This is a genomic window from Micromonospora sp. D75 (assembly GCF_018070405.1).
GTDB lineage: Bacteria > Actinomycetota > Actinomycetes > Mycobacteriales > Micromonosporaceae > Micromonospora > Micromonospora chalcea.
Genome location: NZ_JAGPXV010000378.1, coordinates 1 through 5,800, shown reverse-complemented (window position 1 = coordinate 5,800; position 5,800 = coordinate 1). Strand labels below are relative to the sequence as shown.

The following is a 5,800-nucleotide window of genomic DNA, read 5'->3' as shown; positions in this document are numbered from 1 at the left end:
ACCACGTCACCCGCCTCGGCGAAGATGACGAGCGCGGCCCGGGCGGCCGGCAACTCCTCCGCGCCCGCGCCGTGCTCGGCGGCCAGCCGGGCCGCGCCGAGCATCGCCCAGGCCCGCAGCGTGGACCGGGTGCCGGCGGTACGCGGATCGGCCAGCAGCCGCCGCAGCCAGCGCCGGCCGGAGACGTCCCGCCCGCGCAGCCGCCACCACCGGGGCAGCGACGCGGCCAGCAGCAGCGCCGTCTCCGGCGCATGCTCGGCGGCGTACGCGAGGGCGGCGGTGATGTCGCTCGTCGCCTCGTCGAGCAGGCGTACCGCGCCGGACAGCTGTGCGCCCACCAGCCCGGGCGCGGTGCGGTGGACGAACCTGGCGATCACCGCGGCGTGCCGGAGCCGGATCCCGGCGGTCTCGCCCTCGACGTCGGCCTGCTCGGCCGCGAAGTCACGGACCGCGTCCAGCAACCGGAACCGGAACGGGCCGGCGCCCCGGACGCTGAGCAGGCCCAGCTCGCGCAGCCGGTCCAGCATCGGCGCCGCGTCCCACCGCTCGCCGCCACCGGCGAGCAGCTCCCCGGCGAGCAGCCTCCCGGCGAGCAGCTCCTCGGCCAGCTCGACCGACCAGCGGTTACGGAACGCGGAGAGCCGCCGCAACGCGGCCCGGTCGGCGGGCGCGAGCAGGTGGTAGCTGCTGGCCACCGCCTCGCGCAGCGTCACCGTGCCGGCCGATCGGTCGGCGGCGGGCTCCCACCCGGGATGGGCGCCGGTCAGGTCCAGCACGAGGTCGCCGTAGCGGTCGAGCAGTTCGGTGACGTCGAGGATGCGTCCCCGCGCCGCCATCAGCTCGATCGCCAGCGGCAGCCCGCCGAGGCGGCGTACCAGCGCGGCGAGCGCCGGCAGCTCGGCCGCCGTGGGTGGTTCGCGGCGGGCCTGGGCGAGGCGGGCGGCGAACAGCGCCGCCGCGGGCCAGCGATCCAGGTCGGCCCGGTCGGCGGGCGCGGCGTCCGCCGGTGGCACGTCGAGCGGCGCGACCGGGCGGACCAGCTCGCCGGGCAACCCGACCGGGCGGCGGCCGGTCACCAGCACCCGGAGATCCGGCGCGGCGGCGGTCAGGGCGCGAAGCGCCCCGGCCACCGGCTCGGGCGCCCGGTCGACCGCGTCGACGACCAGCAACGCCGGCCGGCCGTCGAGCCGGCAGGCGAGGTCGGCCAGCCGGTTCACACCGAACACCGACGCGGACGCGGCGAGCACGTCGGCGACGTCCGAGCCCTCCCCGACCAGCACCCCGCTGACACCGCCCGGGTGCCGGGCCGCCACCGCGTGCGCGACAGTGACGGCGAGCGCGGTCTTGCCGACCCCGGCGAGCCCGACCAGGCTCACCACCGGGTGGGCGTCGAGCAGACCGGACACCTCGGCCACGTCCCGGTCGCGGCCCACCAGGGGTACGGGCTGGGGCAACGCGACCGGCGCGGCCGACGGTCCGGCGGCTGCGGTGTCGGGGAGGCGGGGTCCGGGCCGGGCCGGCGTGGGCCGGGCGGTGGCGACGAACTCCCGCCGGTCGTCACCGGCCAGGCCGAGCGCGTCGGCCAGCAGATCCACTGTGGTGCGCTGAGGGCGGACGGCCCGCCCTCGCTCCAGATCGCGGACCGTCCGCACGCCCACGCCGGCCCGGCCCGCCAGCTCGGCCTGGGTCAGGCCGGCGGCGAGCCGGTGCCCGCGCAACAGATCGGACAGACCGGTGCGACCGCCTGGGCTCCGCGCACCGTCATGATCCGGAGTCATGGGCACGAAGAGTACGGATCGACTCCGACGCTCCACAGCCCATCGTCACCCACCCGACCGTCCCCTGCCGTTATCCGACAGGACGCGGACGAGTGCGCCTCTCACATGCCGAGGTCGCGGGCGATGATCATGCGCTGCACCTCGCTGGTGCCCTCACCGATCTCCAGGATCTTGGAATCGCGCCAGAAGCGGGCCACCGGGTACTCGTTCATGAAGCCGTACCCGCCGTGGATCTGCGTCGCCTCGCGGGCGTTGTCCACCGCGACGGTGCTCGCGTGCAGCTTGGCGATCGCCGCCTGGCGCTTGAACGGCTCACCGGCGAGCATCCGCGCGGCGGCGTCGTAGTAGGCCAGCCGGGCGGTGTGCGCCTTCATCTCCATGTCCGCGATCTTGAACTGGATGGCCTGGTAGTTGCCGATCGGCTGACCGAACGCCTGGCGCTCCTTGGCGTACTTGATCGACTCGTCCACGCAGCCCTGGGCCAGGCCGACGGCGAGCGCCGCGATGGCGATCCGGCCCTCGTCCAGGATGCGCAGGAACTGGGCGAAGCCCCGGCCGCGCTCGCCGAGCAGGTTGGCCGCCGGCACCCGGCAGTCGTCGAACGTCAGCTCGTGCGTGTCCGACGCGGTCCAGCCGACCTTCGAGTAGCCGGGCGCGACGGTGAAGCCGGGCGTACCGGACGGCACGATGATCGTGGACAGTTCCTTGCCGCCGTCCGGCCGCGTACCGGTGACTGCGGTGACGGTGACCAGCGCGGTGATGTCGGTGCCGGAGTTGGTGATGAACGCCTTCGAGCCGTTGATCACCCACTCGTCGCCGTCCAGGACCGCCCGCGTCCGGGTGCCGCCCGCGTCCGACCCGGTGCCCGGCTCGGTGAGCCCGAACCCGGCCAGCGCCTCACCGCTGAGCAGCTTCGGCAACCACTGCGCCTTCTGCTCCTCGGTGCCGAACCGGTAGATCGGCATCGCGCCGAGCGACACCGCGGCCTCCAGCGTGATCGCCACGCTGGAGTCGACCCGGGCCAGCTCCTCCAGGGCCAGGCAGAGCGCGAAGTAGTCGCCGCCCATACCGCCGTGCTCCTCCGCGAACGGCAGCCCGAACAGGCCCATCTTGCCCATCTGACGGACGATCTCGTACGGGAAGGTGTGCTGCTCGTAGTGCTCGGCGATGGTGGGCGCGACCACCTCGCGGGCGAATTCCCGGACGCTCTCCCGCAGCGCCTGCTGCTCCTCGTCGAGCCGGAAGTCCATGTCGATCCTCCTGGAAAGGGCGGGCCGCCGGGCGCTCGTGACGCCGTGAGCGGCTGAAGCGTTAGGAGGGGCCCCTTTACATGCACCAGGCGTTAAGAGGGGGCCCTTCCTTACCGGGTCAGACGGGGGTGACGCCGTGGCGGCGCCGGGAGAAGTGCCGCTCCTTGCCGCGCGCGGCGGCGAACCGGCGTACCAGCTCGGCGCGCAGCTCGTGCGGCTCGACGATCGCGTCCACCACCAGCTCGCTGGCGAGGCGGACCACGTCGATGTCGCGCTCGTACTCCTCGCGCTTCGCGGCCACGAACGCGGCCCGCTCGGCCTCGTCGGAGATGGCGGCGATCTTGTTGGCGTAGACCGCGTTGACGGCGGCCTCCGCGCCCATCACCGCGATCTTCGCGGTGGGCAGCGCGATCGTGGCGTCCGGCTCGAAGCCGGGGCCGGCCATCGCGTAGAGACCCGCGCCGTACGCCTTGCGGACCACCACACAGATCTTGGGTACGGTCGCCTCGGAGATCGCCGTGATCATCTTCGCACCGTGCCTGATGATCCCCTGCTTCTCCACCGCGCTGCCGACCATGAAGCCGGGCACGTCGGACAGGAACAGCAGCGGCACGTTGAACGCGTCGCAGAGCTGCACGAACCGGGTCGCCTTGTCGGCCGAGTCGACGAAGAGCACGCCGCCCTTGAACATCGAGTTGTTGCCGACCACGCCGACGACCTCGCCGTTCAGCCGGCCGAACCCGATGGTCAGCTCCTTGGCCCACAGCGCCTGGATCTCGAAGAAGCTGCCGGAGTCGAGCAGACCCTTGACGTACCGGCGCATGTCGAACGCCTGCCGCTCGCTGGCCGGCACCAACGCGGCCAGGTCGGCCTTCTCCGGCGCGTCCACCGCTTCGGCGGCGGGCGGGTCCTGCTTCCAGTTCGACGGCAGGTACGACAGGTAGGTCCGTACCACGTCGAGCGCGTCGTTCTCGGTCTTGCAGAGGAAGTGACCGACGCCGGACTCGGCGCAGTGCACCTTGGCGCCGCCCATCGCCTCCAGCGTGGTCTTCTCGCCGGTGACCATCTCGACCATCCGGTCGGAGCCGAGGTACATGCTGGCGTTGCCGTCCACCATGGCGACCACGTCGCAGAACGCCGGGATGTACGCCCCGCCCGCCGCGCTCGGCCCGAACAGCGCGCACACCTGCGGGATCGAGCCGGAGGCGCGGACCTGGTTCCAGAAGATCTTCCCGGCGCCGCGCCGGCCGGGGAACAGGTCGACCTGGTCGGTGATCCGGGCCCCGGCCGAGTCGACCAGGTAGACCATCGGCACGCCGGTCGCGTACGCCCGCTCGATGATCCGGATGATCTTCTCGACGGTACGCGCGCCCCAGCTGCCGGCCTTGACCGTGGAGTCGTTCGCCATCAGGCAGACCTGGCGGCCGTCGATGGTCGCGGTGCCGGTGACGACGCCGTCGGCGGGCAGCCCGTCGGCCATCGCGTTGGCGTAGAGCCCGTCCTCAACGAAGGAGCCCTCGTCGACCAGGTACGCCACCCGCTCCCGGGCGAACAGCTTGCCCTTCGCGGCGTTCGCCGCGTGGTACTTGTCCGCACCACCGGCGCGGACGCGCTTGCGCAGCTGCTCCAGTGCCTCACCGTCGAGCGTCACGCCGACTCCCGTTGCCACCGCCCGCGCAGGGCGCCACCGACCTGAACGATCGTTAGGCTACCCCACCGCCGCCCTCTCCGGCGACCCGCTCCTCGCACCCCCACCCATCCACTCCCGTGATCAAGGAGTTTGCGTCCTCCGCGCGACCGAATGAGGACACAAACTCCTTGATCAACGCGCGAAACGGTCAGGAGGGGAGGGGGGTCAGGCGGGTTCGGGGGCCGGCTCGGAGGACTCCGGACGGGAGTTTCTTGCCCACCAGGCTCTCGGCCAGCTCGGCGGCAGCGATCAGGACGTCCAGGTCGATGCCGGTGTCGATGCCCATGTCGTGCAGCATGTGCACCGCCTCCTCGGTGGCCAGGTTGCCGCTGGCGCCCGGCGCGTACGGGCAGCCGCCGAGGCCGCCCACGCTGGCGTCGAACTCGGTGACGCCCAGCTCCATCGCGGTGAGCATGTTCGCCAGCGCGGTACCCCGGGTGTTGTGGAAGTGCAGCAGCACCGGCAGGTGGGCGTTGCGGTCCCGCACCGCCGTGACCAGCTCGCGGACGCGCCGGGGCGTACCCATGCCTGTGGTGTCGCCGAAGGCGACGCGGTCCGCGCCGTCGCGGGCGACCCGGTCCACGATCGCGGCGACCCGGCGGGGGTCCACGTCGCCCTCGTAGGGGCAGCCGAAGCTGGTCGCCACGATCACCTCGGCGGTCGCGCCCGCGCCGTGCAGCAGGTCGATCAGCTCGGCGATGTCGTCCAGCGACTCGTCGGTGGAGCGGTTGACGTTACGGCGGTTGTGCGTGTCGCTGGCCGAGACCACCACCTCGATCTCGGTGAAGCCGGCGGCCAGCGCCCGCTGCGCGCCCCGGGTGTTCGGCACCAACGCGGAGTAGCGCACCCCGTCGGCCTTCTCCGCCCGCTGCCACACCTCGTCGGCGTCGGCCATCTGCGGAATCGCCCGGGGGTGGACGAAGGAGACGGCCTCGATGCGCCGCACCCCGGTACGGGACAGCGCGTCGAGCAGCCGCACCTTCGCGTCGGTGGGGATCGGCTCCTCGTTCTGGAGGCCGTCCCGGGGACCGACCTCACGGATGCTCACGGAGTCGGGGAGTTCCGCCATCAGGTTCACCTCG

At 72.8% G+C, this 5,800-nt stretch carries 4 protein-coding genes; all 4 read right to left on the bottom strand.

All coding sequences use genetic code 11. The features are described from left to right. The coding region (locus tag KBX39_RS20930) for a helix-turn-helix domain-containing protein (protein ID WP_210872077.1) at window positions 1–1,778 on the bottom strand (1,778 nt) is incomplete at its 3' end. Between the two features lie 101 nt (window positions 1,779–1,879). Further along, on the bottom strand, window positions 1,880–3,028 hold the full coding sequence (locus tag KBX39_RS20925) for an acyl-CoA dehydrogenase family protein (protein WP_043327634.1): 1,149 nt from the start codon (window positions 3,026–3,028) through the stop codon (window positions 1,880–1,882). Window positions 3,029–3,146: 118 nt separating this feature from the next. Then, entirely contained in the window at window positions 3,147–4,679 is a 1,533-nt protein-coding gene (locus tag KBX39_RS20920; RefSeq protein WP_210872075.1) for an acyl-CoA carboxylase subunit beta, read from the bottom strand. A 187-nt stretch (window positions 4,680–4,866) separates the two neighbouring features. Further along, a complete protein-coding gene (locus KBX39_RS20915) occupies window positions 4,867–5,787 on the bottom strand; it encodes a hydroxymethylglutaryl-CoA lyase (RefSeq protein ID WP_210872079.1) in 921 nt (306 codons plus the stop codon). Window positions 5,788–5,800: the final 13 nt, after the last annotated feature.

Coding starts and splice junctions, on each gene's coding strand:
- KBX39_RS20915 (WP_210872079.1), bottom strand. CDS start 5,787: ATGGCGGAACTCCCCGACTCCGTGAGCATCCGTGAGGTCGGTCCCCGG.
- KBX39_RS20925 (WP_043327634.1), bottom strand. CDS start 3,028: ATGGACTTCCGGCTCGACGAGGAGCAGCAGGCGCTGCGGGAGAGCGTC.